This is a genomic window from Nocardia aurea (genome assembly GCF_003123685.1).
Lineage (GTDB): Bacteria > Actinomycetota > Actinomycetes > Mycobacteriales > Mycobacteriaceae > Nocardia > Nocardia aurea.
Map to the genome: position 1 here is coordinate 149,472 of NZ_QCYJ01000021.1, position 24,147 is coordinate 173,618.

At 68.0% G+C, this 24,147-nt stretch carries 22 protein-coding genes; 19 read left to right on the forward strand and 3 right to left on the reverse strand.

All coding sequences use genetic code 11. The features are described 5' to 3' along the window. Positions 1-21 precede the first annotated feature (21 nt). The 19 genes from DAT37_RS08310 (at position 22) to dmpG (ending at position 20,060) form a co-directional block, all read left to right on the forward strand. Positions 22-1,650: an FAD-dependent oxidoreductase gene (locus DAT37_RS08310; protein ID WP_109524469.1), complete on the forward strand. Its 1,629-nt coding sequence runs from the start codon at positions 22-24 to the stop codon at positions 1,648-1,650. A gap of 41 nt (positions 1,651-1,691) precedes the next feature. Then, positions 1,692-2,561, forward strand: a complete 870-nt coding sequence (locus DAT37_RS08315; RefSeq protein WP_109524130.1) for an alpha/beta fold hydrolase — start codon at positions 1,692-1,694, stop codon at positions 2,559-2,561. Continuing rightward, positions 2,558-4,213, forward strand: a complete 1,656-nt coding sequence (locus DAT37_RS08320) for a bifunctional 3-(3-hydroxy-phenyl)propionate/3-hydroxycinnamic acid hydroxylase (protein ID WP_109524131.1) — start codon at positions 2,558-2,560, stop codon at positions 4,211-4,213. The genes DAT37_RS08315 and DAT37_RS08320 overlap by 4 nt, the downstream gene beginning before the upstream one ends. After that, positions 4,170-5,147 (forward strand): 3-carboxyethylcatechol 2,3-dioxygenase, encoded by a 978-nt coding sequence (locus DAT37_RS08325; RefSeq protein WP_109524132.1) that lies wholly within the window; start codon positions 4,170-4,172, stop codon positions 5,145-5,147. The genes DAT37_RS08320 and DAT37_RS08325 overlap by 44 nt, the downstream gene beginning before the upstream one ends. Beyond that, positions 5,144-6,940 carry an FAD-binding protein gene (locus tag DAT37_RS08330; RefSeq protein WP_109524133.1) on the forward strand — a complete coding sequence of 599 codons (1,797 nt, stop codon included), beginning with the start codon at positions 5,144-5,146 and terminating at the stop codon, positions 6,938-6,940. Before DAT37_RS08325 ends, DAT37_RS08330 begins: the two co-directional genes overlap by 4 nt. A 2-nt stretch (positions 6,941-6,942) precedes the next feature. After that, positions 6,943-7,755: a coniferyl-alcohol dehydrogenase gene (locus tag DAT37_RS08335; RefSeq protein ID WP_109524134.1), complete on the forward strand. Its 813-nt coding sequence runs from the start codon at positions 6,943-6,945 to the stop codon at positions 7,753-7,755. Between the two features lie 52 nt (positions 7,756-7,807). Beyond that, on the forward strand, positions 7,808-8,803 hold the full coding sequence (locus DAT37_RS08340; protein ID WP_198654151.1) for a cyclase family protein: 996 nt from the start codon (positions 7,808-7,810) through the stop codon (positions 8,801-8,803). Positions 8,804-8,824: 21 nt separating this feature from the next. After that, positions 8,825-9,439 carry an NADPH-dependent FMN reductase gene (locus DAT37_RS08345; protein WP_109524135.1) on the forward strand — a complete coding sequence of 205 codons (615 nt, stop codon included), beginning with the start codon at positions 8,825-8,827 and terminating at the stop codon, positions 9,437-9,439. Continuing rightward, positions 9,436-10,821: a 3,4-dihydroxy-2-butanone-4-phosphate synthase gene (locus tag DAT37_RS08350; protein WP_109524136.1), complete on the forward strand. Its 1,386-nt coding sequence runs from the start codon at positions 9,436-9,438 to the stop codon at positions 10,819-10,821. The genes DAT37_RS08345 and DAT37_RS08350 overlap by 4 nt, the downstream gene beginning before the upstream one ends. Beyond that, the gene (locus tag DAT37_RS08355) at positions 10,818-11,672 is read left to right on the forward strand and encodes an alpha/beta fold hydrolase (RefSeq protein WP_109524137.1); all 855 of its coding nucleotides are present in this window, start codon (positions 10,818-10,820) and stop codon (positions 11,670-11,672) included. The genes DAT37_RS08350 and DAT37_RS08355 overlap by 4 nt, the downstream gene beginning before the upstream one ends. 5 nt (positions 11,673-11,677) lie before the next feature. Beyond that, a complete protein-coding gene (locus DAT37_RS08360) occupies positions 11,678-12,514 on the forward strand; it encodes an SDR family NAD(P)-dependent oxidoreductase (protein ID WP_109524471.1) in 837 nt (278 codons plus the stop codon). 75 nt (positions 12,515-12,589) lie between these two features. Then, a complete protein-coding gene (locus DAT37_RS08365; RefSeq protein WP_109524138.1) occupies positions 12,590-13,339 on the forward strand; it encodes a TetR/AcrR family transcriptional regulator in 750 nt (249 codons plus the stop codon). Next, positions 13,336-14,538, forward strand: a complete 1,203-nt coding sequence (locus DAT37_RS08370) for an NAD(P)/FAD-dependent oxidoreductase (protein WP_109524139.1) — start codon at positions 13,336-13,338, stop codon at positions 14,536-14,538. The genes DAT37_RS08365 and DAT37_RS08370 overlap by 4 nt, the downstream gene beginning before the upstream one ends. A 22-nt stretch (positions 14,539-14,560) precedes the next feature. Continuing rightward, positions 14,561-14,755, forward strand: a complete 195-nt coding sequence (locus tag DAT37_RS08375) for a ferredoxin (protein ID WP_109524140.1) — start codon at positions 14,561-14,563, stop codon at positions 14,753-14,755. A 58-nt stretch (positions 14,756-14,813) separates the two neighbouring features. Further along, the gene (locus DAT37_RS08380; RefSeq protein ID WP_109524472.1) at positions 14,814-16,052 is read left to right on the forward strand and encodes a cytochrome P450; all 1,239 of its coding nucleotides are present in this window, start codon (positions 14,814-14,816) and stop codon (positions 16,050-16,052) included. Positions 16,053-16,075: 23 nt separating this feature from the next. Next, positions 16,076-17,278 (forward strand): cytochrome P450, encoded by a 1,203-nt coding sequence (locus DAT37_RS08385; RefSeq protein WP_109524141.1) that lies wholly within the window; start codon positions 16,076-16,078, stop codon positions 17,276-17,278. Positions 17,279-17,301: 23 nt separating this feature from the next. Then, on the forward strand, positions 17,302-18,087 hold the full coding sequence (locus tag DAT37_RS08390; RefSeq protein ID WP_109524142.1) for a 2-keto-4-pentenoate hydratase: 786 nt from the start codon (positions 17,302-17,304) through the stop codon (positions 18,085-18,087). 15 nt (positions 18,088-18,102) lie between these two features. Beyond that, positions 18,103-19,020 carry an acetaldehyde dehydrogenase (acetylating) gene (locus tag DAT37_RS08395; RefSeq protein WP_109524143.1) on the forward strand — a complete coding sequence of 306 codons (918 nt, stop codon included), beginning with the start codon at positions 18,103-18,105 and terminating at the stop codon, positions 19,018-19,020. After that, complete coding sequence (gene dmpG / locus DAT37_RS08400) at positions 19,017-20,060, forward strand: 4-hydroxy-2-oxovalerate aldolase (protein ID WP_109524144.1); 1,044 nt, start codon at positions 19,017-19,019, stop codon at positions 20,058-20,060. The genes DAT37_RS08395 and dmpG overlap by 4 nt, the downstream gene beginning before the upstream one ends. A 109-nt stretch (positions 20,061-20,169) precedes the next feature. Here the strand turns inward: dmpG and DAT37_RS08405 are convergent, their stop codons facing one another. The 3 genes from DAT37_RS08405 to DAT37_RS08415 form a co-directional block, all read right to left on the reverse strand. Further along, positions 20,170-20,475, reverse strand: a complete 306-nt coding sequence (locus DAT37_RS08405) for a hypothetical protein (RefSeq protein WP_109524145.1) — start codon at positions 20,473-20,475, stop codon at positions 20,170-20,172. Positions 20,476-20,589: 114 nt separating this feature from the next. After that, positions 20,590-23,058, reverse strand: a complete 2,469-nt coding sequence (locus DAT37_RS08410; protein WP_109524146.1) for a CaiB/BaiF CoA transferase family protein — start codon at positions 23,056-23,058, stop codon at positions 20,590-20,592. Between the two features lie 36 nt (positions 23,059-23,094). After that, positions 23,095-24,141 (reverse strand): enoyl-CoA hydratase/isomerase family protein, encoded by a 1,047-nt coding sequence (locus DAT37_RS08415; RefSeq protein WP_109524147.1) that lies wholly within the window; start codon positions 24,139-24,141, stop codon positions 23,095-23,097. Between the last annotated feature and the right edge of the window lie 6 nt (positions 24,142-24,147).

Consider the following 24,147-nt stretch of genomic DNA (forward strand, 5'->3'; position numbering starts at 1 on the left):
TATTAGAAGATGGAGGTTTTCATGAGAAACCCACCCTCTACCTGGGACGATACTGTCGATGTTGTCGTACTCGGCAGTGGAGCCGCTGGTCTGACAGCCGCTCTCAGCGCCGCCGTGAACGGCGCGGAGGTGGCCCTGTTCGAGAAGTCCGCCACCGTCGGGGGCACCAGCGCCGTCTCCGGTGGAATCGCCTGGATTCCCGCGCATCGCCGGTCTCCGGACGGAGAGCTGACCGCCGAGGCCGCTTTGAGCTACTTACGCGCGCAAGCGTTCGGCTCGATGGACGACGAACTGGTCGACACCTTCGTGCGCACCGGCGCGGCGATGGTCGACTTCGTGGAGGAGCACAGCGGCGTCCGCTTCGAAATCGCCGATGGCTTCCCGGATTACAAACCCGAACTGCCCGGTGGCAGGCCGACAGGCGGACGTTCGCTGAGCCCGGTGGCCTTCGATCTGACCAGGCTCGGCGAGTGGAGCGACCGCATCACCGCGTTCCCCGCCGACTGGAGCAATGTCGGTTTCGACGCGGAGACCAGGGCCAGACTGCACGTCACCGTCGACAACGAAGCCGGTGATCCGTGCGTGGCGGGTACCGCCCTGGTCGCCGGACTGCTCGCGGGCGTGCTCGCGGCGGGCGTGCGACCGCGCACCGACGCGCGCGCGGTCGAGCTGATCGCCGAGGACGGCGCCATCGTCGGCGTCCGGATCGCCACGGCGACAGGCGAACTCGCCGTCCGGGCCCGCGGCGGTGTCATCCTGGCCACCGGCGGATTCGAATGGGATCGGAATCTGGTCAAGGCCTATCTGCGCGGGCCGATGCACGGCGCGGTGTCACCACCGAACAACACCGGCGACGGATTGCGCATGGCCATGGCGCACGGCGCCGACCTGGGCACCATGAGCGAAGCCTGGTGGGTCCCCATCGTGCGGATCCCCGGCGACACCATCGACGGACAGCCGCGCAGTCGCAGCGTTCGCCTCGAACGCACCCGACCCCGCAGCATCATGGTCAATCGCGCGGGTAAACGGTTCGTCAACGAGGCGTCGGAATACAACTCGATGGCGGGCGCATTCCACTACCTCGACCCGCGCGGCGGGTACGTCAACGATCCGGCCTGGATCGTCTTCGACGCGATTCACCTGCGCCGCTACGGATTTCTCGGCATCGCGCCGGGTGATCCGGTGCCGGACTGGTTCTGCGAATCGGCAGATCTCGCCGAGCTGGCCGCGAAGACCGGTATCGACCCGGACGGCCTCGCCTCGACCGTCGCGCGCTGGAACAGCGCCGTCGCCGACGAGGTGGACCCGGACTGGGGCCGCGGATCGAGCGCCTACGACGGGTGGTGGGGCGACGACTCGGCCGCCACCGTCGCGGGGCGCACCCTCGGGCCGCTGGACTCCGGGCCGTACTACGCGGTGCCGGTGACCGTCGGCGCGATGGGCACCAAGGGCGGACCGCGTACCGATCGCGACGGCCGGGTGCTGCACGTCGACGGGCACGTCCTGCCCGGTCTGTTCGCGGCGGGCAACGCGATGGCAGGTGTCACCGGCCGCGCCTACGGCGGCGCGGGCGGCACCATCGGCCCCGGGATGACGTGGGGTTTTCGCGCCGGACATACGGCGGCGACCGGTAAGTCGGTCGAGTGCTGACACACAGACGGGCGACTGCGCCGGGGAGATGGAGGTAGCGAGTGGCCGAGTACGAAAGCATCTGGAGCGACCTGCAGGGTGTGTCCTTCACCCAGGGATACCTCGACGTGGGCGGAGTGCGCACGCGCTACCTGCACGCCGGTGACCGGTCCCTGCCGACCTTGGTGTTGCTGCACGGGTCCGGCGGTCACGCCGAGGCCTACATCCGCAATCTGGAGGCGCACGCCGAGCATTTCTCGACGTGGTCCATCGACATGCTGGGGCACGGGTACACCGACAAACCCGGTCATCCGCTCGAAATCGCCCACTACGTCGACCATCTCATCGCGTTCTTCGACGCGATCGGGGTCGAGAAGGTGAGCCTGAGCGGTGAGTCGCTGGGCGGCTGGGTCGCGGCGCGGGCGGCGTTCGACCACCCGGACCGCATCGACCGCCTGGTGCTCAACACCGCGGGCGGTTCCCAGGCCGATCCGGTCGTCATGGCGCGCATCGTGACGCTGTCGATGGCGGCGGTGAGCGATCCGACCTGGGAGACGGTGCAGGCCAGGATCAAATGGCTGATGGCCGACAAGACCAAGGATTACGACGATATCGTCGCCAGCAGGCAGCGGATCTATCGTCAGCCCGGATTCGTCGCCGCCATGCGCGACATCATGGCGTTGCAGGACCCCGAGATCCGTCAGCGAAATCTGCTGGGGGAGAAGGAGTACGGCGGCATCAAGGCACCAACCCTGGTGCTGTGGACCAGTGACGACCCGACCGCGGACGTCAGCGAGGGACGGCGCATCGCGTCGATGATTCCCGGCGCGCGTTTCGAGGTCATGCCCGACTGCGGGCACTGGCCCCAGTACGAGGACGCGAAAACCTTCGACGCCATCCACCTCGACCATCTGCTCGGCGGTCGGCCGTGACCGGGGAACGCACAGCGGATGTGGTCCTGGTCGGCGCGGGACCGGTGGGACTGACCCTGGCCAATATCCTGGGCCACCACGGTGTTCGCGTCCTGATCGTCGAGGAACGGGCCACCCTGATCGACTATCCGCGCGGCGTCGGGCTCGACGACGAATCGCTGCGCACCTTCCAGTCGATCGGGCTCACCGATCGAATCCTCCCGCACACCACGCCGAATCAGATCCTGCGATTCGTCGACGCCCGACGCGCACTGCTCGCCGAGATCGCGCCCACCGACACCTCGTTCGGATGGCCGAAACGCAACGGTTTCGTCCAGTCGCTCGTCGACGCCGAACTGCTCGCCGGTCTGGACCGCTATCCGAGTGTCGAGATCCTGTGGCACCACGCGATGCGGTCGTGTACGGATGCGGGCGAGACGGTGCGCGTGCAGGTCGACGGCCCGCAGGGGTCCTCGACGATCGCCGCGCGCTACGTGGTCGGCTGCGACGGCGGCCGGAGCGCGACCAGACACCAGATGGACGTCAGCTTCGAGGGGACGACGTCCTCGACCCGCTGGCTCGTCGTCGATATCGCCTCGGATCCGTTGGGACATCCCAATATCGAGGTCGGCGCCGATCCGGCGCGGCCGAATGTCTCGGTCTCGATCGCGCACGGCATCCGGCGTTTCGAATTCATGATCCACGACGACGAATCCGACGAACTGGCCGAGGATCCCGCCTTCGTCGCGAAGATGATCGCGCCGTTCGTGCCGTACCCGGAGCGGGTCGATGTCATCAGGCGACGGGTGTACACCCATCATTCGCGGATCGCGAGCGCGTTCCGCCGCGGCAGGCTGCTGCTCGCGGGCGACGCGGCGCACCTGATGCCGGTCTGGCAGGGCCAGGGATACAACAGCGGGATCAGGGACGCGGCGAATCTGGGCTGGAAGCTCGCCGCCGTGATCAACGGCCACGCGGGCGACGCCCTGCTGGACAGCTACGACCAGGAGCGGCGCAAACACGCCCGCGCGATGATCGACCTGTCCACGATGGTGGGCAAGGTCATCTCGCCGACCAATCCCAGGGTGACGGCTTTCCGTGATGTCGCGGTGCGGATCGCGGCGGCCATACCGCCGGTGAAGCGCTATGTGCTCGGCATGCGGTTCAAGCCGATGCCGCGCTACGACCAGGGCGCGGTGGTGCACAAGCACACTCGTTCGCCGCGGTCGGCGGTCGGCACGCTGTTCATCCAGCCGCGCGTGGACACCAGGGATCGGTCCGATGTCCCGCTCGACGAGGTGCTCGGCCCGTGGTTCGCGGTGCTGTGCTGGAACAACCGGCCCCGCGAGGTACTCGGCGAGGCGGCCTTCGCGCGCTGGAAATCGCTCGGCGCGGTCTTCGTCGCCGCCAGGCCCGCGACGCAGCTGCACTGGACCGGACACGACGATCCCGATGTGGTCGTCGTCGGCGACCGGACCGGTGCGCTGAAGAGTTGGTTCGACGGGCAGTTGGATTCGGTGCTGTTCCTGCGGCCCGATCGCTGCGTGGCCGGTGCGTGCATCGCCCAACTCGCCCCCGAATTGAGCGCGGAGTTGTTCGCCGCGCTCGGTCTGACCGACGGAGGTGAACATGGCGCTGGCTCTGTGCTGCGTCTCGCACAGCCCTCTGCTTGATCTGCCGGGGCCCGAAGCCGAACTCGTCGACGAGGTCGGCGGCGCGCTGGCGCAGGCGCGCGAATTCGTGCGGGCCTGGGACCCGGAACTGGTGGTGACGTTCTCGCCCGATCACTACAACGGCTTCTTCTACCGCCTGATGCCGCCGTTCTGCCTCGGTACCTCGGCGCAGGGCATCGGTGACTACGGCACTTATGCGGGTACGCTCGACGTGCCCGAACAACTGGCGGGCGACTGCGCGCAGGCGATACTCGACGCGGGCGTGGACATCTCGGTCTCGGCGACGATGGATGTCGACCACGCGACCACCCAGCCGTTGCAGCGACTGCTCGGCGACGCTCGCGCGCTTCCGGTGATCCCGATCTTCGTCAACGCGGTGGCGACACCGCTGGGACCGCTGCGTCGCGCCGCGGCTCTGGGCAGGGCGGTCGGCGAATACCTGGCGTCGCTGGACAAGCGGGTATTGCTCATCGGCTCGGGTGGACTGTCGCACGATCCGCCCGTTCCCGCGCGAGCCACGGCCACCGGCCCGGTGCTCGACCGCATCGTGCACGGGACCCCGCAGACACCGGAGCAGCGCGCGGCCAGGCAGACGGCGGTGATCGCGGCGGCTCGTGACTTCGCGGTGGGTGAAAGCCCTCTCAAACCCCTCAACCCGGACTGGGACGGCTTGTTCCTCGATCTCCTCGACGAGGGCAGGCTCGACGCGTTCGACGACTGGGACAACGCCACGATCACCCGCGAGGGCGGCAATTCCGCCCACGAGATCCGCACCTGGGTGGCCGCCTACGCCGCCCTGGCGACCCAGGGCAAATACCGAACGGGTGTGCGCTACTACCGCGCGGCCCCGGCGCTGATCGCCGGATTCGCCGTGCGCACCGCGATTCCGGACACGGACCGGACCGCGTGGGCGAACGACAGGAGACGACAGTGACATCCGAGACGTCGGAAACCTTCGACGAATCCGTCGACGTCCTGGTGATCGGCTCGGGCGGCGGCGGCATGGCCGCGGCGCTGACGGCCGCCGACGCCGGACTCGAGGTGCTGGTGGTCGAGAAGGCCGATCGCTACGGCGGTTCCACCGCGCTGTCCGGCGGCGGCATCTGGGTGCCCAACGCCCCCGCACAGCGCCGCGACGGATACTCGCCCGATCCCGAAGAGGTCGTCGCCTACCTGCGGACCATCACCGAAGGGCTGGTCACCGACGCGAGATTACGCGCGTATGTGGAGCAGGCGCCCGCGATGATGGAATTCCTGGAGAAGTGCGGTCCGTGGCTGGAATTCGTGTGGAAACCCGGCTACGCCGACTACTACCCGGAATTGCCGGGCGGCTCCGAACAGGGCAGCACGATCAACGTTCCGCCGATCGATCTGCGGGTGCTCGGCGACGAGGAGCAGAACCTGCTGGCGCCACTGGCGTTGGCGCCCAAGGGTATCTGGCTCGGGCCCAAGGATCTGCGGCTGTTCTATCAGGTGCGCCAGAACTGGCGCGGCAAGGCCGTCCTGCTCAAACTGCTGTGGCGGATGTTCCGGGCGCGGGTCTTCGGCGACCGGATCGCCGCCATCGGGCAGTCGCTGGTGGCCCGGCTGCGACTCGCGATGCGGGACAGGAATATTGCGCTCTGGCTCAGTTCTCCGATGACCTCGCTCATCGCCGCGGCCGACGGTTCGGTGATCGGCGCGGTGATCGAACGCGGCGGTCGGCGGTTGCGCGTCGAGGCCAGGGGCGGGGTGATCATCGCGGCGGGCGGATTCGACCACGACATGGCCTGGCGCAAGGAACACCTGCCCGAGATCGAGGACGACTGGAGCTTCGGCAATCCGCTCGCGGTCGGCGACGGCATCCGCGCGGGACAACAGGTCGGCGCCGCCACCGAACTCATGGACGAGTCCTGGTGGTTCCCGGCGATCCAATGGCCCGACGGCCGTATGCAATTCATGCTCAACGAACGCATGATGCCCTCGCAGTTCATCGTCAACGGCGCGGGCGAGCGGTTCATCAACGAGGCCGCGCCGTACATGGACTTCGGTCACGCGATGATCGAGGGCCAGCGCACCGGCGTTCCGCATATTCCGTGCTGGCTGATCACCGACGCGCGCTCGTTCCACCGCTACGTGGTCGCGGGACATCTTCCGCTGCCCAAGATTCCGTTCGCGCCGGTACCGACGGGGCGCAAGATCCCTCAGGCCTGGCTCGACTCCGGGGTGGTGCGCGCGGCGAACTCGTGGGCCGAACTCGCCGCGCAGATCGATGTGCCCGCGGACGCGCTGCGCGCCACGGCGGAGCGGTTCAACGTGTTGGCGCGAAGTGGCGACGACGAGGATTTCCACCGCGGTGTGAGTGTCTACGACAACTACTACGGCGATCCGACGCTGGACAATCCGAATCTGGCGCCGCTGGGCAAGCCGCCGTACTACGCGTTCCGAATGGTGCTGGGCGATCTCGGTACCTCGGGCGGACTCAGTACCGACGAGCACGCGAGGGTGTTGCGTGCGGACGGCGGCGTCATCGCCGGGCTCTACGCGGTCGGCAACGCTTCGGCTCCGGTGATGGGACGCAGCTACGCCGGCGCGGGCGCGACCATCGGCCCGGCGATGACCTTCGGGTACATCGCGGTGAAGCATATCGCCGCGCGGACAGGTGCCACGTCCGGCGAGGACGACAGCTCCCGACCCGAGCACGCCGCCGCCGACGACTCCTCGCTCACCTCGAGCAGCGGTACCTGACCATGACATCCATCGACGAATTGTGGCGTTACGACGGCAAACGAGTCGTCGTGACCGGGTGTGCCTCGGGAATCGGGGCATCCCTGGCTCGCCAACTGCGTGAACTGGGCGCCGAGGTGGTCGGGCTCGACCTGGTGCCGCCCTCGGTGGAAATCGAGGAGTTCCACCACGTGGACATGGCCGATTCCGCCGCGATCGAGCGTGCCGCGGCCGCGGTCGGTCCCCGGGTCGACTCGCTGTTCAATGTCGCGGGCGTGTCGTCCGGAATCGGGAATCCACTGCGCGTGGTGACCATCAACTTCCTCGGTCTGCGGCAGTTCACCGAGGCGCTGGCGCCGCGGATGCAAGCCGGGGCGACGATCGCGAGCGTGTCCTCGCTGGCGGCGGCGTCCTACCGCGAGAACCAGGACAGCGTGCGCGGACTGCTCGAAACCACCGACATGGCCGAAGGCGTCCTGTGGTGTGAGCGGAACCCGGATGCCCTGGCGGACGGCGGATATCGCCTCTCGAAGGAAGCGATCATCCTGTACACCATGGCGAATGCCGCGAAGCTCGGTGCTCGCGGCGTCAGAATCAATTGCACCGGACCGGGAGTGACGGAAACGCCGATCCTGGATCAATTGCGAACGGCCTACGGCTCGGAATATCTCGACGATATCCCGAAACCGTTGGGCCGGGTCTCCGATCCTTCCGAGCAGGCGGCTGTGCTCGTCTTTCTGAACAGTGCCGTGGCCAGTTATGTGACCGGGCAGGTGCTGTGGGTCGACGGCGGCAATGTGGCCGGACGAATCACCGCGGGGACGACCTCGCCGTGACCTACCGAACGACTCGAGCGATTCGAGCGATGAATCTAGAAGGAGCAGCATCGTGGCCAGTTTGACCGATTTCCGGCGGGTCGCCGATGGTGTGCGGAATTGGGGCCGTTGGGGCGCCGCCGACGAACTCGGAACTCTCAATTTCATCACCCCCGCCAAGGTCAGTGCGGCGGCCGGTCTGGTCAGGCACGGGAAAGTCTTCCCGCTCGGCATCGATTTCGGCTCCAACGGACCGCAGGGCGCGTTCCAGTTCCGCCAGAATCCGGTGCACGTGATGACCGTGGACGGCGGCGACGCGCGGACCCTGGTCGAATACGGGCCGAAATGGCTGTCCAATACCGTGGGACAGGAGCTGAGCAGCTTCTTCGACGGCGCGCAGAATCCGTTCCGCTTCAACGACGACATGATCATCATGCCGTTGCAGGCCGCCACCCAGTGGGACGCGCTGTCGCACGTCTACTACGAGGACAAGCTCTACAACGGGTTCCCGGCGGATTCGGTCACCAGTCTCGGCGCTTTCCACTGCGGCATCGACAAAGTGGACAGTAAGGGCATCACGTCGCGGGGTGTGCTGCTCGACCTGGTTCGTCACCGCAAGGCCGACACCTATCTCGCGCCGGGCGCGCCCATCACGCCCGAGGAATTGGACGAGGTGGTGGCGGCCCAGGGCGTCACCGTCGGCAGCGGCGACATCGTGCTGATCCACACCGGATGGCAGGCGCGATACCTGGAGACGGGTGACCGGGGCGAATCCTATTCGGGCCTGGATTGGCTGTGCGCGCCCTGGCTGCACGAACGTGAGGTGGCCGCGGTCGCGGCGGACAACCTCATGGTCGAGGACCCCACCTCCGGCGTCGACGGCACCTTCCTGCCCATGCACATGCTCTGCCTGCGGGACATGGGTCTGATGCTGGGCGAGTACTGGGATCTCACCGCCCTCGCCGCGGACTGCGCCGCCGACGGCGTGTACGAATTCCAGCTCGTCGCGCCACCTTTGCGAGTCATCGGCGCGGTCGGCTCGCCGATCAACCCGATCGCCATCAAGTAGTGAGAGCACGAGGTAACGGTCATGACCGCAAGTACAGCCAGCGCCGTGGATGTCACCGTGACAGGTGACGGACGCCCGTTCGTCGTCGGAATCGGCGGCACCCTCCGTGCGAACTCGTCCACCGAGCGGGCGCTGCGGCGCTGCTTGGCGGCGGTCGAGCAGCAGGGCGGGCGTACCGCGCTGTTCAGCGGCGAGGACATCAACCTGCCGATGTACAGCCCGCACGACGAGAGTCGGACACCGCGGGCCACCGCCCTGGTCGAGGCGTTGCGCGCGGCCGACGCCGTGATCGTCGGATCGCCCGGCTACCACGGCGGCATTTCCGGTCTGGTGAAGAACGCGCTCGACTATGTCGAGGACATGCGCGCCGACCCGACCGTCTACCTCGACAACAAGCCGTGGGGCTGCATCACCTGTGCGTACGGGTGGCAGGCGGCGGTGGGCACCCTCGGCCAGCTCCGGGTGATCGGCCACGCGCTGCGGGCGTGGCCGACACCGCTCGGCGTGGCGATCAACTCCGCCGAGCAGATCTGGGACAACGCGGGCGAATTGACCGATGCCACGGTCGAGAGCCAACTCGAGATGCTGGCCACCCAGGTGCTGACCTTCGCCCGCAGTTCGGGGGCGAAGCCGTGAGCGGCCCGGCCGCGGTGGAGTTCGCGGTCGAGGCGGTGCGATCCGGACGGATGGTCATCGTCGTCGACGGCGAGGACGATTCGGCGACAGGCAATCTCGTGCTCGGCGCGGGACACGTCTCGGCCGAAGCCGTCAATTTCATGGCGACCCGGGGCCGCGGCCTGATCCGGGTCGCGATGAGCGCGGCGCGGCTCGATGCGCTCGGCATCCCGCCCGCCGACACCACCGCGACCGGGCCCGCGCGTGACACATTCCGCGTGTCGGTGGACGTGGCGGCCGCGACCACGCGCGGTATCAGCGCGCGCGGTCGCGCCGAAACCATTCGCGCGCTGGTCGACCCCGCCGCCACCGAACGGGATTTCACCCGCCCCGGGTACGTCTTCCCGGTCGGGTGCCGCGAAGGTGGGCTACTCGCCGCGGTGGGAGAGTCGGCGGTGCGGTCGCGGGTGGCGACGCCGGCACCGCCGGTGGCAGTGACCGCGCAGCCGGAGGGGGTGGCCTCGTGGGTAGGGGCGGCGGCTGTACCGCCGCCCGCGGTCGGCTTGCACGCGGACGCCGCGGTCGAACTCCTGGTGGCGGCGGGTATGGAACCTGCGGCGGTCCTGTGCGAGATATGCGGTGTCGACGGCGAATTGGCCGAACTGCCGGAACTGCTCGAACTCGGCGCGGCGCACGACATCCCGGTGATCGGCATCGCCGAACTGATCGAGTACCGCCGTCGCGAACTGTGCCGGGTGCGGCGGGCGGGGGAGGCGCGGATTCCACTGGAAGCCGGGCAGTTCCGCGCGATCGGCTACGTCGACGGGACGGGGCGCGAACATATCGCGCTCGTCCACGGCGATCTCGCCCGCGCCGAGGCTCCGCTGGCGCGGGTACAGAGCGAATGCCTGCTCGGGGACGTGTTCGGCTCGCGTCGCTGCGAGTGCCGCGACAGTCTGCGCCGGTCGCTGGCGCTCATCGCCGAGACGGGTGACGGCGTGCTGGTCTACCTGCGCGGTCCCGACGACGTGGTGTCCCGCACGCCCGCGACCTGCCCGCGCGCGTCACCGGCTGCTGCCGCACGAAACACACTGGTGCACAGCGATATCCGGTCCGCCGGTGATATTCTGACGGATCTCGGCGTGCACGCTGTCCGTTTGCTCGTCGACAGCGCCGACACCGTCGACCTGCCCGCGGATATCGCGGTGGTCGAACGTGTCGACATCGTCACAGACGCGCCGTCGGACGCCGACGGGGCCGGACGGCTATCGGAGGCGCGCGCCGTCCGTCACACCGGATTCGGCGGGGCGGCCGCGAGTCGGACGGCGGTGAACGGGACCGGGATCGACACGGTCGCCCGGACGACGGTGGGTGCGGTGAACAGAGTGGGGAGTGCGACATGACGGTCGAACGGAGAACCGTTGTCGTGGACGGGTTGTCCACGAGTTATCTCGAAGCGGGCGCGGGCGATTGTGTCGTCCTGCTGCACGGCGGCGAATTCGGGGCGAGCGCCGAAATCGGCTGGGAACACACCATCGAGGCGCTCGCCGAACGCTACCGAGTGCTCGCGCCCGATATGCTCGGGTTCGGCCATTCGGCCAAGGTCATCGATTTCACCGACGGCCGCGGAATGCGCATCAGACATATCGCGCGATTCTGCGCGGCACTCGGCGTGAATTCGGCGCATTTCGTCGGCAATTCGATGGGCGCGATCATGTTGCTCGTCGACGCCACCTCGGAATTCCCGCGACTGCCGGTGCGCAGCCTCGTCGCGATCTGCGGCGGCGGCGAGATCCAGCGCAACGAGCACATGCAGGCGCTCTACGACTACGACGCGTCCTCGGAGGCGATGCGCCGCATCGTGACCGCGCTGTTCCACGGGCCCGAGTATCCGGCGGACGAGGGTTATGTCGGCAGGCGTTTCCTGTCCAGCACCCTGCCCGGCGCCTGGGAAGCGGTGGCGGCGGCGCGGTTTCGCAGGCCGGGCCTCGACGCGCCGTCGGCCCCGTCGAGCGAGCGTGCCTACGAGCGCATCTCGGTGCCGACCCTGATCGTGGAGGGCGGCGGCGACAAACTGCTGCCCGCCGGGTGGGCGGCGCAGATCGCGGGGCGGATCGCCGGGGCGCGGTCGGTCGTCATCGATGGGGCGGGACATTGCCCGCAGATCGAACAGCCCGACGCGGTGAACGCGGTGCTGCACAAATTCCTCGACGCCACGGCGACCGCCGTGTCGCCGACGAAACGAAAGGAATGATGGCCATGGCCGACGAACTGTCGGGAAAGGTCGCGATCGTCACCGGCGGCAGCGTCGGTATCGGTCGCGCGATCGTCGAGCGTTTCCACGCCGAGGGCGCGCGCGTCGTCATCGCGGACACCAATCGTGAACGCGGTGCGGAAGTGGCCGAAGCGTGCGGGACCGGCGCGATCTTCCGGTGCGTGGACGTGGCCGATCTCGAACAGATGGCCGGCCTGATCACGTTCGCGCTCGACGCGTTCGGCGCCCTGGACGTCATGGTCAACAATGCCGGGATCTCCGGCACCCTGCACCGGAGCATCCTGCACGACGATCTGGCCGACTTCACGCGGGTGATGTCGGTCAACGTGCTCGGGGTGATGGCGGGCACCCAGTTCGCCGCGCGGCACATGGCCGAGAACGGCGGCGGCTCGATCGTGAACATGTCCTCGATCGGCGGCATCCAGGCCGGTGGCGGTGTCATGACCTATCGCGCGTCCAAGGCCGCGGTCATCCAGTACACCAAGTCCGCGGCGATCGAGTTGGCCCAGCACGAGATCCGGGTCAACTGCATCGCACCGGGCAATATCCCGACCACGCTGCTCGCGTCGTCGGCGGCGGGAATGTCGCCGGAGAAGGCCGAGCGTTTCGCGGCCGTGGTGCGCGAGACGATGCGCGCGGACCGGCCGTTGGACCGGGAGGGGACACCGGAGGACGTCGCGGAGGCCGCCCTGTATCTGGGCAGTGAACGCTCCCGCTACATCACCGGCACGATTCTGCCGATCGACGGCGGCACGGTCGCGGGCAAACCGGTGCGGCGTCGGGCGGATTCGAACGGGAAGGCGGTATCGGGCCGTGCGTGAGCGACACGACATACCGACAGCGCGGCCCAGGTCACGCGGCCTCTCCGCCGCCTTCCCGCTACGCAAGGCGCCACGATGATCCGATCCGGGACGACCCCAGCGCGCGTGTCCGGTGACCGCGCGTTCACGCACACCGACACGGGCGGCCCCGACGACACCGCGCCGTCGGCGATCACCACTCGCGAGGCCATACTCGCTGCGGCCGAACGACTCTACGCCGAACGCGGAATATTCGGCGTCACCCACCGCCAGGTCGGGATCGCCGCGCGGGTGGGCGATATGTCCGCGGTCACCTACCATTTCGGCGGGAAATCGGGGCTGGTGCGCGCGGTGGTGCGACCGCATCTGGAGCGGATCGACCTGAGGTGCAGGCCGTTGGTCGACCGGGCCGTCGAATCCGGCGATGTCGGGCAATGGGTCACCTGCCTGGTGCGTCCCATCAGCGAGCACCTGGCCGAATCGGGCGGTCCGACCTGGTTCGCCCGGTTCATCGCGCAATTGGCGGTCACCCCGGGATTCCGGGACGTGCTCAACGAGGAACGTCTGGCGTCCTCGGTCGCGGTCGCGAAAGGTCTGCGCGGCTGCCTGCCCCAGTTGGCGCCGGACCTGCGCGACCGGCGCAACGCCATGGCGCGTCAGCTGATCGTCGGCAACTGCGCCGAGCACGAGCGACGAATCGCCGCCGATCCCGATCACGCGGCCTCGTGGCACACCAACGCGGAGGAACTCGTCGACGCGGTCACCGCGATCTACCTCGCGCCGGTGGGGGCGCGATCGCGACCGGACGTGGACACGGCCGGTGCGAACAGGGAAGTCGCGCCATGACCGATGTACTCGTCGTCGGCGCGTCGGCCGCGGGGCTGACGACCGTGGAAGCGCTGCGGCGCAACGGATTCAGCGGGCGGATCACGCTGCTCGGCGCGGAATCGCATCCGCCCTACGATCGTCCGCCGCTGTCCAAACAGATCCTGTCCGGCGCGTGGACACCGGAGCGGACGACGCTGCGCGCCCCCGAGATCCTGTCGGCGCTCGATGTCGAGCTGATCCTCGGCGATCCCGCGCGCGAACTCGACGCCGCGAACCGGACGGTGCGCACCGCGACCAGGACGATCACCGCGGACCATATCGTCGTCGCCACCGGCGCGCGCCCGCGCACCATGCCCGTCACGGCGGGCACCCGCGGTCCGCACGTGCTGCGCACCCTGGACGACGCGCTCGCGCTGCGCGCAGGACTGCTCGCCGGTTCGCGGCTGATCGTGGTCGGCGAGGGTGTCCTCGGCGCCGAGATCGCCGCGACCGCAAGGGAAATGGGTCTGGACGTCACGGTGACCGGCCCGCAGCCCGCCCCGATGGCCGCGCAGCTGGGCGAACTCGCCTCCGGACTGCTCGCGGAATTGCACACCGAACGCGGGGTGCGGCTGCGCTTGGGCCTCGGCGTCACCCGGCTCGTCGAAGACGACGGCGCGGTCACCGGCGTCGAACTCGCCTCCGGGCAGACGCTGTCCGCCGATCTGGTCGTCGTCGCCATCGGCGCGGTGCCCGCCACCGAGTGGCTGGAGGGCAGCGGACTGCGGCTCGACAACGGCGTCGTCTGCGACGCCGAGTGCCGTGCCGCCGAAAACATCTACGCCGTCGGGGATGTCGCCCGCTGGCAGCACGCGGGCTACGGCGGACCGATACGCCTGGAGAACCGCACCAACGCGACCGAACAGGCGATGGTGGTGGCCGCGAATATCGTCGGCACGCCCCGGGAGTATCGGCCCGTCCCGTATTTCTGGACCGACCAGTTCCAGACCAAGATCCAGGTCCACGGTGTCATCGCCGCGGACGCGCACGCCACGGTGGTCGAGGGCGACCCGGCCGACGGACGTTTCGTCGCGCGATACGAGCGCGACGGCGTGGTCACCGGGGTGCTCGGCTGGAATATGCCCAAGCAGTGCCGTGCACACCGGCAACACGTGGTCGACGCGCTCGCCGTCGACGCGCTCGAGGCTCCCGTCACGGCCCAGCGGACCGCCTCGTGATCGAACAGAAAGGAAGTTCCCGATGAAAGTGACTGTCGAACAAGACAAATGCGTCGCGGCCGGGCATTGCGTCATGCACGCGATCGATGTGTTCGATCAGCGCGACGACGACGGCATCGTCGTCCTGCTGGACGAGAACCCGCCCGAGGAACTCGCCGAGGACGTGCGGCAGGCGGCGGCGGTCTGTCCCGCCATGGCCATCCACATCCAGGAATGACAGACAGCTCCAGGATCTCCAGCCGCCGCCATCGCGGCCCTACCCCACAGGAGTGACCGTGTCCGACACGACCACCACATCAGCCACCACCGCCACCGAGATTCCCGACTATCCGATCGAGAAGTCGTCCGCGTGCCCGTTCGCGCCCGCACCGCGGATCAGCGAGATGGCGGCGGTCAAACCACTGCACCGGGTGCGGATCTGGAACGGGAGCACACCGTGGCTCGTCACCGGCTACACCGAATTCAAGGCGCTCATGGCGGACCCGAGGGTCAGCGTGGACGACCGCAGACCGGGGTTCCCGCACTGGAACGAGGGCATGCTGTCCACCGTGAACACCCGGCCCAGGTCGGTGTTCACCAGCGATGGTGAGGAGCACACCCGCTTCCGGCGGATGATGACCAAGCCGTTCACGTTCAAGCGGGTCGACGCGCTGCGGCCCTCGATCCAGCAGATGACCGAGGAGCACATCGACCGGATGCTGGCCGGGCCCAAGCCCGCCGACCTGGTCGAGGCGATCGCCCTGCCGATTCCCACGCTGATGATCAGTGAGATGCTCGGCGTGCCCTACGAGGATCACGAATTCTTCCAGCAGCACGCCACCGTCGGCGTGGACAGGTACGCGACCAAGGAGCAGGCCGCCGCGGGCCGGGCCGGGCTCGCGCGCTACCTGATCGACCTGATCAAGGTGAAGCTGGAGAATCCCGCCGAGGACGTCGTCTCCGATCTCGCCGAGCGGGTGCGGGCCGAGGAGATCAGCATGAAGGAGGCCGCCCAGCTCGGCACCGGCCTGCTGATCGCCGGGCACGAGACCAGCGCGAACATGATCTCGCTCGGCGTGCTCGCGCTGTTGCGGAATCCGGAACAGTTCGCGCTGCTGCGCGACACCGACGACCCGAAACTGGTGGCCAACGCGGTCGAGGAACTGCTGCGGTATCTGAGCATCATCCAGAACGGACAGCGTCGCGTCGCGATCGAGGATATCGAGATCGCGGGGGAGACCATCCGGGCGGGCGAGGGCATCATCGTGGACCTCGCGCCCGCGAACTGGGATCCGGCCGCGTTCCCCGATCCCGAGAAACTCGATATCGCCCGGCCCGCGCGTCATCACGTCGGATTCGGATTCGGTGTCCACCAGTGCGTCGGCCAGCAGTTGGCCCGCGTCGAATTGCAGATCGTCTTCGAGACCCTGGTGAAACGGGTGCCGACCCTGGAGTTGGCGATTCCGTTCGATCAGGTCGAGTTCAAACACGATCGGCTCGCTTTCGGCGTGTACACGCTTCCCGTCAGTTGGTAGAAGTTTTCAGAAAGGCGAGATCCGTGACCACCACAGCGGCCAGCGACGTCCATTACGACCCGTACGACGTCGAGCTCAACAATGATCCGTACCCGATGTTCAAACGTCTCCGTGACGAGATGCCCCTGTACTACAACGAGGCGCACGATTTCTACGCGGTGAGCCGTTTCGACGACGTCAACGCGGGCCTGATCGACAAGGACACCTTCATCTCCGGTCGGGGCGCGATCCTCGAACTGATCAAGGCGAATATCGAGATTCCCTCGGGCGCGCTGATCTTCGAGGATCCGCCGGTCCACGACATCCATCGCGGCCTGCTCTCGCGCATGTTCACCCCGCGCAAGATCATCGGACTCGAGGCGAAGATCCGGGAGTTCTGCGCGCAGAGCCTGGACCCGGTCGTCGGCACGGGCCGCTTCGATTTCATCGCCGACCTCGGCGCGCAGATGCCGATGCGCACCATCGGCCTGCTGCTCGGAATTCCGGAGGAGGATCAGGAAGCGATCCGGGATTTCGCCAACGAGCAGATGCGCACCGAAGAGGGGCAGCCGATGAAGGCGGCCTCCGACGGCATGGTCAGCGGCGATATCTTCGCCGCCTACATCGAATGGCGCAGAGAACACCCGTCCGACGACATCATGACCGAACTGTTGAATGTCGAATTCGAGGACGAGCACGGGAACTACCGGCATCTGACCCGGGAAGAACTGCTCATCTACGTGAACGTGGTGGCGGGTGCGGGGAACGAGACGACGACCAGGCTGATCGGCTGGGCGGGCAAGGTGCTGGCCGAACATCCCGACCAGCGCAAGCAGTTGGTGGAGAACCCGAAACTCATTCCGCAGGCGATCGAGGAACTGCTTCGCTTCGAAGCGCCCGCGCCACATGTCTGCCGCTATGTGAACCGCGATGTGGAATTGCACGGGCAGACCGTGCCCGAGGGCAACGTCATGATGTTCCTCATCGGCGCGGCCAATCGCGATCATCGGATGTACGCGCCGGACGGCGATGTCTTCGACATCCACCGCAAGACCCGCCAGCACCTCTCGTTCAGCGTCGGCACCCATTTCTGCCTGGGTTCGGCACTGGCGCGACTGGAGGGCCGGGTCGCGCTCGAGGAGATCCTCAAGCGCTTCCCAGAATGGGAAGTCGACATGTCCGGCGCGAAACTGTCGCCCACCTCGACGGTTCGCGGCTGGGAATCCATGCCCGCGTTCACCGCGTGATCGACGGTTGAGGCGGGACGAATATGTTGAGTGGTGCGACGCGCGAGCGGCTCGCGGCCGACCTGGCGCGAGCCGAACACAGCGCGATCGCGATAACGCCGCTGACATCCGGACATCCCGAGATGGATGTCGTCGACGCCTACGAGATCCAGCTGATCAACATCCGGCAGCGGCTGGCCGCGGGCGCGCGGGTGGTCGGGCACAAGGTCGGTCTGTCGTCGAAGGCCATGCAGGCCATGATGGGCGTCGACGAACCCGACTACGGGCACCTGCTGGCGGACATGCTCGTCCGCGAGGACGAGCCGGTGCCCGCGGGGCGCTACCTCTACCCTCGGGTGGAGGTGGAGGTGGCGTTCATCCTCGCCGAGGATCTGCCCGGCGCGGAATGCACCGTCGAGGACGTACTCGCGGCCACCGCCGCGGTGGCGCCCGCGATCGAGTTGATCGATTCCCGGATCGTCGACTGGTCGATCGGGCTGTGCGACACGATCGCCGACAACGCCTCCTCCGCGGGCTATGTACTCGGCGAACAGCGCGTCGCACCCGCCGATATCGACATCGCCGGGGTGGACGCGGTGCTCACCCGCAACGGCGAGACCGTCGCGCAGGGCCGCTCGGACGCGGTGCTCGGCGATCCGGCGATCGCGGTCGCCTGGCTCGCGCGCAAGGTCGCCGATTTCGGCGTGCGGCTGCGCGCGGGCGACATCGTATTGCCCGGCTCGTGCACGCGGGCGATCGACGCACGTCCCGGCGACGAATTCGTCGCCCACTTCGGTGGTCTCGGCACCGTCGGTCTGACATTCGAATAGAACACAGGGAGCACGATGACGGCCAAAGCGTCGGTTGCCATAGTCGGGTCCGGAAATATCGGCACCGACCTGTTGTACAAACTCTTGCGGTCGCAGCGGCTGGAACCGCGCTGGATGGTCGGCATCGATCCGGACAGCGAGGGCCTGGCCCGCGCCCGTGACCTGGGTCTGGAGACCAGCGACAAGGGCGTCGACTGGCTGCTCGCGCAGCCGGAGAAGCCCGATCTGGTCTTCGAGGCCACCTCGGCCTACGTGCACCGCGCCGCCGCGCCCCGCTACGCCGAGGCCGGGATCCGGGTGATCGATCTGACCCCGGCCGCGGTGGGGCCCGCCGTCATCCCGCCCGCCAATCTGCGCGCGCACCTGGACGCGCCGAACGTCAACATGATCACCTGCGGCGGACAGGCGACCATTCCGATCGTGCACGCGGTCTCGCGCGTGGTCGATGTCCCCGTCGCCGAGATCGTGGCGTCGGTGTCCTCGGCCTCGGCGGGTCCGGGTACCAGGGCCAATATCGACGAATTCACCAAGACGACCAGCCGCGGCGTCGAGACGATCGGCGGCGCCGCGCGCGGCAAGGCCATCATCGTGCTCAACCCGGCCGAGCCACCGATGATCATGCGCGACACCATCTTCTGCGCCATCCCCGAGGACGCCGACCGCGACGCGATCGCGGCCTCGATCCACCGGATCGTCGCCGACGTGCAGACCTACGTGCCCGGCTATCGGCTGCTCAACGAACCGCAGTTCGACGACCCCTCGGTCAACTCCGGTGGCTACGCGCTGGTCACGACCTTCGTCGAAGTCGAGGGCGCGGGCGACTACCTGCCGCCCTACGCGGGCAACCTCGACATCATGACGGCCGCGGCGACCAAGGTCGGCGAGGAGATCGCCGCACAACTGTTCGCGACGGACGAAGGAGTACGGGGATGAGCGATATCTGGGACATCCGGATCACCGACACCTCCCTGCGGGACGGTTCGCACCACAAGCGTCACCAATTCACCAGGGACGAGGTGTATTCCATCGTCCGCGCGCTCGACGACGCGGGCGTGCCGGTGATCGAGGTGACGCACGGCGACGGACTCGGCGGGTCGTCGTTCAACTACGGATTCTCCAAGACGCCCGATCAGGAATTGATCAAACTGGCGGCCGAGACGGTGACCGACGCGCAGATCGCCTTCCTCATGCTGCCCGGCGTCGGCACCAAGGAGGATATCGAGCAGGCGCGCGACAACGGCGGCACCATCTGCCGCATCGCCACCCACTGCACCGAGGCCGACGTCTCCATCCAGCATTTCGGCCTCGCCAGGGATCTGGGTCTCGAGACCGTCGGTTTCCTCATGATGTCGCATACGGTGACCCCCGAACGGCTCGCCGGTCAGGCGCGGATCATGGCCGACGCGGGCTGCCAGTGCGTCTACGTCGTCGATTCGGCGGGCGCGCTGGTCCTGGAGGGGGTCAGTGACCGGGTCGCCGCTCTGGTCGCCGAACTCGGCGACGACGCGCAGGTGGGTTTCCACGGCCACGAGAATCTCGGTCTGGGCGTGGCGAATTCGGTCGCGGCGGTCCGCGCGGGTGCGAAACAGATCGACGGCAGTACCCGCCGTTTCGGCGCGGGCGCGGGCAACGCCCCGGTGGAGGCGCTCATCGGCGTCTTCGACAAGATCGGCGTGAAAACCGGTATCGATTTCTTCGATATCGCCGACGCGGCCGAGGACGTGGTCCGTCCCGCGATGCCCGCCGAATGCCAACTCGACCGCAACGCCCTGATCATGGGCTACGCCGGGGTGTACTCCAGCTTCCTCAAACACGCCATCCGCCAGGCCGAACGCTACGACGTCCCCGCGGCCCTGCTGTTGCGCCGGGCCGGTGCGCGCAAACTCATCGGCGGTCAAGAGGACCAGTTGATCGACATCGCGCTGGAGATCGTGCGCGAACGCGCGGCGGCGGGCGATATCGCCGAGCGTTAGCGCGAAGGAGCGGAATTCGTTCGCGCGGCCTCGCGACGGGAGGGAGGCCGCCGAACGCCGAGCCGGGCGGCGCCGGACCGTGCGTCCGTCGCCGCGCCGTCCGGCACCGCTACGGCCGAACCCGCTCGGTGGTCGGCGACGGCGCGCGTCCGGGCACCGCGTCGTCGACCGTGCCCGCCGACGGCGAGATCGGTCCGTCGTGATCGGCCGCTCGAACACGCGTGACGCGCAGGTATCGGACCGCCTGGCAGGACGGACAGTGGAGTTCGTATTCGCCGAGGGCCGGAATCGGACCCGGCATCCAGGTCACCTGGAGGGCATCATCGCAATTCTCGGGACAGTCGATACCATCGGTGACTCCGGCAGACACCTTCTCGGCGGCGTCGATCCACGCTCGTTCTGTCCCGTCGGCCATCGTGCTCCCGTCGCAAACTCGCTGTCGCGGCCGATATCTCGGCAGCGGTACTCTGTCGATCGCGGTGGTGGGCCGGCGTGGCCGATGCCTCCGAGCGTGCGATCGGGGTGATGTTCACTTCGACGCGGCCGGTCTGTAGTGGCGGGCGGGGGCGTTGCCGATGACGCCCTGTGCCTCGAGCGCGGCGATCTCGTCCTCACCGACCCCGAGCCCAGCCAGCAGTTCCTGATTGTGCTCACCGAGCAGTGGCGCGGGTCGCGCGTGGAAACTATTCGGCCCCAGGGAGAATCGCACCGGAACCGTGCTGTGCCGAGCGGTCGGGTTGACCGGGTGTCCGACGGCTTCGAAGAATCCGCGTGATTCGAGCTGGGCCAATTCCACCTGCCGATGCGGCTGCATCACCTCGGCGACGGGAACGCCCGCGCCCCAGAGTATTTCGACGATCTCGGCGGCCGTGCGGGTCCCGCACCAGGCCGACAGGTGTTTGTCGATCAGATCGTGCTGTTCGCGCCGACCCGCCGCGACGGCCAGTTCCGCGTCCATCGCCCAGGCCGGGTCACCGAGCGCCGCGCACAGCGCCGACCACTGCGCGTCGGTTTCCACCGCCACCGCGACCCAGCTGTCGTTGCCGCCGAATTCATCGGGTTCGGCGGTGCGATACAGGTTCTGGGGCGCGGCGGTCGGTCCGCGATTGCCCGCGCGCTGGAGCAGCGCGCCGTAGGCGGAGTATTCGATGACCTGTTCGGCGGTCACATTGAGCGCCGCCTCGACCATCGCCGCCTCGACCAGGACGCCTTCGCCGGTGCGGCGGCGATGTTCCACCGCGAGCAGCAGCGCGTTGAGCGCGTGCACGCCCGCGTTCGGATCGCCGATGGAATACGGCTCCACCGGATTCATGTCGGGATGACCGGTCAGCCAGGTCAGGCCGGAGGTGTCCTCGATGACGTAGGCGAAGGCCGGATTCTCCCGCCACGGGCCGTCGAGCCCGAAACCCGGCATCCTGACCATGATCGCGTCCGGGCGCAGCGCGCGCACCGCCGGATAGTCGAGTCCGATCTGTTCCAGGACGCGCGGGGTGTAGTTCTCCACGATCACATCGCAGCCGCGGATCAGTTCGGCGAGCAGTTCACGTCCGCGTTCGGTGCTGAAATCCAGTGTCAGGCCCTTCTTCCCGGTGTTGAGACCGGAGAAGATCGGGGATTTCTCCCACCACAGATCCTCGGTGACCGGCACACCCGCGATGAGCCGGGTGCCGTCCGGGCGTGCCGCGGACTCCACGTGGATCACCTCCGCGCCGAGCATGGCCAGATAGTGGGTGCACGACGGTCCCGCCCAGAAAGTGGTCAGGTCGAGGACGCGCAGCGCGCGGAACGGCAACGGGTCAGGTGCGCGTCCGGAGTCGGGAACCGCGCGGCGCGGTGGTTCGGCTCGATAGTGTCCGGTGTGCTCGCCGAGGCGCGGGGCGGGTCCGGGGCCACGCAGCAGTTCCGGGCTGGTGCGGAAGGGACGACCGGGCTGGGTGAAGCCGTCGCGCGGATTGGTCGTGAAGAACTCCCGCGCCCGATGATGATCCATCCGCGCGACATTCTCCCCGTTGGCCACCGGCCCGTTCGGTATCCGGAAAGCCGTGGCCAGATCACGGATATCGGCCACGGTCTGCTCGGCGAGCCAGCCGTTGATCTCCGGCGCCTTCTCGGTGGCGCGCTCGGTGATCGACGGCGCGATACCCTCGTCGATCCATTCGTCGTGTCCGACCATGGCGCACAGATCGAACCACTGCTGGGCCGTCCCGCAGCCGAGCGCGACCATGCCGTCGGCCGCCGAGGCGACGCCGGGCACGCTGAGCCTGCGCTGGGTGCGGAACGGACGCCCGAGGGCCTCGTGGAACGAGACGGGGAAGTAGGTGAGGCTCAGGATCTGGGTTTCCAGTATCGCGAGATCCACCAGTTCACCGATATCGGTGCCCGCGGTGCGCATGCGCGAGGTGATGGTGGCCGCGGACGCGTAAGCGCCCGCGAACCATTCCCCGATGCGACCGCCGACGTGCACCGGAGCCCGATCGGGCGCGCCGCGCCCGAGTCCCATGATCCCGCCGGACCACGCCTGGAGCGTGAATTCCGTCGCGGGCCGGTCCCGCCACGGGCCGTCGAGCCCGAACGGGGTGATCGTGGTGACGACCAGGTGGGGGTGCTCGCGTCGGATCTCGGTGGGGGACAGGCGCGGATGCTCGGAGACCGATGTCCCCGACGACCACACCACCACATCCGCCCCGGCCAGGAGCGCGGCCAGGAAATCGAGATCGTCCGCGACGGTGACGTCGGCGACCACGCTGTCCTTGGTGCCGCTCAGGAAGGCGAACAACGCCCCGTCGTCCCCGTCGGCGATCTCGGCGCCCGACGCCGACCACCGTCGCAGCGGATCGCCCTCGGGCGGTTCCACTTTCACGACCTTCGCGCCGCCTTCGGCGAGCAGTTTCGTGCAGTAGGCCCCGGCGATCCCGGTCGAGAGATCGATGACGACGACACCGCTCAACGGCGGTTCGGTCCGCGATGCCGACGTATCGGGGGCATGTTTCGACGCCATCTCACTCCACCTGTCATACCCGCGTGAACGCGCGGGTCACGAATCCTGTTTCCCGGTCGCCTTTTTCGCGGCGGGCCTGCGCGCGGGTGCCTTCTTCGCGGCGGCCTTTCGCACGGGAACCGTCTTGCCCGAACCGTTGCGCCCCGATTTGCTCAGCCGGAAGTCGGGCGGGTACTTGCTGTCGACGTCCTTGACCGCGTTGTTGAGCCCACCGCTGATCGCGTCGTCGAGCATGAGGTCGTTGTCGTCGGGCCGGACATAACCACCCATGGATTCGAAGAAGCCGCTGAGCAGGCTGCCCATGTATTCGCCCTGGTGCTGCTTCATGATCTCGAAGAACACCTTCTGCATGAAGACGGTGTCCGTGGGACGGGTGCGGGCGCAGGCCAGCGCGTACTTCTCCGTCTCGGCCTCCAGTTCGTCCCTCGGCACGACCTTGTTGAGGAAGTTGCAGTCGTACATCTCCGAGGCCGTGAACGGCCGACCGGTGAACACCATCTCCTGGAACCTGCGCATGCCCATGGTCTGCACCCAGGTCCACATGCGCGGTCCCCAGCCGTAGTACCGGAACGACGGATGCCCGAACAGCGCGTCGTCGGAGGAGATGACGAGATCGGCGTCGGCGGCCTGGTAGAAGTGCCAGCCGTAGCAGTAGCCCTTGACCTCCAGGATGCTGATCTTCTTGAACTCCTGCAACGTCCGGCACCCCGCCTGCGCGTTGGCGTACCACTGATTGATCGTCGCGCCGTGCCGGAAGGAACCCTTGGGCGGGTACTGGACCTCGTCCGCGCCGATCTTGTACTCGCCCAGCCGCGGCCCCGGATCCGGGGAATCCTGTATCTCCATGAATTCCGGCAGATCCGCGCCGGTTCCGAGATCGTCGCCGACTCCGCGAATGACGAGCACCTTGACCTCGTCGTCCACGCTGGAGCGGTGGATCAGATCGGCGTAACGCAGCCGCGCGGCCGTGGTGGGCGCGTTGAGGTGGTCGGGCCGATCGAAGGTGATCGTCGCGATCCTGGTCTTCGGATCCTTCTCGTAGCGAATGATCTCTTCGGCCGACGGTCGCTCGGAACCGGGCATCGGGGC

What these genes read in the sequence shown, in the direction of transcription:
- DAT37_RS08415 (WP_109524147.1), bottom strand. Translation starts at nt 24,141, where the DNA reads ATGCCCGGTTCCGAGCGACCGTCGGCCGAAGAGATCATTCGCTACGAG.
- DAT37_RS08370 (WP_109524139.1), top strand. Translation starts at nt 13,336, where the DNA reads ATGACCGATGTACTCGTCGTCGGCGCGTCGGCCGCGGGGCTGACGACC.
- dmpG (WP_109524144.1), top strand. Translation starts at nt 19,017, where the DNA reads ATGAGCGATATCTGGGACATCCGGATCACCGACACCTCCCTGCGGGAC.
- DAT37_RS08325 (WP_109524132.1), top strand. Translation starts at nt 4,170, where the DNA reads ATGGCGCTGGCTCTGTGCTGCGTCTCGCACAGCCCTCTGCTTGATCTG.
- DAT37_RS08365 (WP_109524138.1), top strand. Translation starts at nt 12,590, where the DNA reads ATGATCCGATCCGGGACGACCCCAGCGCGCGTGTCCGGTGACCGCGCG.
- DAT37_RS08345 (WP_109524135.1), top strand. Translation starts at nt 8,825, where the DNA reads ATGACCGCAAGTACAGCCAGCGCCGTGGATGTCACCGTGACAGGTGAC.
- DAT37_RS08395 (WP_109524143.1), top strand. Translation starts at nt 18,103, where the DNA reads ATGACGGCCAAAGCGTCGGTTGCCATAGTCGGGTCCGGAAATATCGGC.
- DAT37_RS08410 (WP_109524146.1), bottom strand. Translation starts at nt 23,058, where the DNA reads ATGGCGTCGAAACATGCCCCCGATACGTCGGCATCGCGGACCGAACCG.
- DAT37_RS08310 (WP_109524469.1), top strand. Translation starts at nt 22, where the DNA reads ATGAGAAACCCACCCTCTACCTGGGACGATACTGTCGATGTTGTCGTA.
- DAT37_RS08405 (WP_109524145.1), bottom strand. Translation starts at nt 20,475, where the DNA reads ATGGCCGACGGGACAGAACGAGCGTGGATCGACGCCGCCGAGAAGGTG.
- DAT37_RS08355 (WP_109524137.1), top strand. Translation starts at nt 10,818, where the DNA reads ATGACGGTCGAACGGAGAACCGTTGTCGTGGACGGGTTGTCCACGAGT.
- DAT37_RS08335 (WP_109524134.1), top strand. Translation starts at nt 6,943, where the DNA reads ATGACATCCATCGACGAATTGTGGCGTTACGACGGCAAACGAGTCGTC.
- DAT37_RS08375 (WP_109524140.1), top strand. Translation starts at nt 14,561, where the DNA reads ATGAAAGTGACTGTCGAACAAGACAAATGCGTCGCGGCCGGGCATTGC.
- DAT37_RS08360 (WP_109524471.1), top strand. Translation starts at nt 11,678, where the DNA reads ATGGCCGACGAACTGTCGGGAAAGGTCGCGATCGTCACCGGCGGCAGC.
- DAT37_RS08390 (WP_109524142.1), top strand. Translation starts at nt 17,302, where the DNA reads ATGTTGAGTGGTGCGACGCGCGAGCGGCTCGCGGCCGACCTGGCGCGA.